Below are 1,362 nucleotides of genomic sequence, written 5' to 3'. Positions count from 1 at the left end.
CCTCGAAACCTTCACGGCCTCAGAACACGGCCTCAGACACGGTCTCAGAAGAAGACGCCGCATCTCAGCAGCACGTTCGCGTACGGCCGTGCCTCGCCCGTGCGGACGATCAGCCGCGCACCCGCCGACAGCTCCTTCAGCCGCTCGTGCGACACAAGCTCCAGTGACGGGAAGCGGCCCTCCAGGAGTGCCGAAGCCTCCGGGTTCGCTTCCCGCACCTCCGTCGCCGCCGTGGCCCCCTCGACCACCAGCTCGGCCAGCAGCCCCTCCAGCACCTCGGCGAACGCCGGCACCCCGGCCCGGAAGGCCAGGTCCACCACCCGGGGGCCGTCGGGGATGGGCATGCCCGCGTCGCACACCAGCACCCCGTCCCCATGGCCCAGTCCGGCCAGCGCACCGGCGAGGTGACGGTTCAGTATTCCGGCCTTCTTCACAGCTCAGCGACCTCCGCCGCCGTCGGGAAGGACGCCTGAGCGCCCTCCTTCGTCACGGTCGCCGCCCCGACCCGGGCCGCGTACTCCGCCGCCTCCGCCAGGGACTCGCCCGCCCCCAGCCGGGTGGCCAGCGCCGCGGTGAACGCGTCTCCCGCACCGGTCGTGTCCACGGCGCTCACCTTCACGGACGGGACCCGGGAGACCCCCTCCGACGACGCCACCAGCGCACCCTCCGCGCCCAGCGTCACCACCACCGACCGCGGCCCCTTCGCGAGCAGGATCCGGGCCCAGTCCTCCGGGCTGTCCCCCACAGCGGCCGAACCCAGGATCACCTTCGCCTCGTGCTCGTTGACGATCAGCGGGTCGCAGGCCGCCAGCACCTCCGGCGGAAGGGGGCGAGGCGGCGACGGGTTCAGTACGAAACGGCTGTCCGGAGCCAGGTTCCGTACGACGGCCACTACCGTCTCCAGCGGGATCTCGAGCTGTGCCGACACCACCCGGGAGCTCTGGAAGAGGCACCCGGCGGCGTTCACGTCCTCCGGGGCCAGCCGGCCGTTGGCGCCCGGTGAGACGACGATGCTGTTGTCCCCGGACGGGTCGACCGTGATCAGAGCGACCCCGGTCGGCGCGCCGCCCACCAGGACACCCACCGTGTCGACACCGGCCTCCCGCTGCGACTCCAGCAGCAGGCGGCCGTGCCCGTCGTCGCCGACCCGGGCCAGCAGAGCCGTACGGGCCCCGAGCCGGGCGGCCGCGACGGCCTGGTTGGCGCCCTTGCCGCCCGGGTGGACGGCCAGATCGGAGCCGAGCACGGTCTCGCCGGCACCGGGCCGGCGCTCGACACCGATCACCAGGTCGGCGTTGGCCGACCCCACGACCAGGAGGTCGTAGTCGTACATGAGTTGTCTCCCCACGTGAGTGACATGGC

2 protein-coding genes are annotated in these 1,362 nt (G+C 72.8%); both read right to left on the bottom strand.

Annotated elements, in window-relative coordinates; genetic code table 11:
* Window positions 1–44: 44 nt before the first annotated feature.
* Window positions 45–434: a D-ribose pyranase gene (gene rbsD, locus ACFTZL_RS44910; protein ID WP_382596423.1), complete on the bottom strand. Its 390-nt coding sequence runs from the start codon at window positions 432–434 to the stop codon at window positions 45–47.
* Window positions 431–1,333 carry a ribokinase gene (locus tag ACFTZL_RS44905; protein ID WP_382596426.1) on the bottom strand — a complete coding sequence of 301 codons (903 nt, stop codon included), beginning with the start codon at window positions 1,331–1,333 and terminating at the stop codon, window positions 431–433. Before ACFTZL_RS44905 ends, rbsD begins: the two co-directional genes overlap by 4 nt.
* Between the last annotated feature and the right edge of the window lie 29 nt (window positions 1,334–1,362).

Origin of the sequence: Streptomyces sp. NPDC056948 (assembly GCF_042674225.1) — a bacterium.
GTDB classification, from domain to species: Bacteria; Actinomycetota; Actinomycetes; order Streptomycetales; family Streptomycetaceae; genus Streptomyces; species Streptomyces purpurascens.
The sequence above is the reverse complement of the archived record's forward strand: the minus strand, read 5'-3'. Positions and strand labels throughout refer to the sequence as shown.

Bases quoted from the DNA above. Each gene is read 5' to 3' on its own strand.
- ACFTZL_RS44905 (WP_382596426.1), bottom strand. From the start codon at position 1,333: ATGTACGACTACGACCTCCTGGTCGTGGGGTCGGCCAACGCCGACCTG.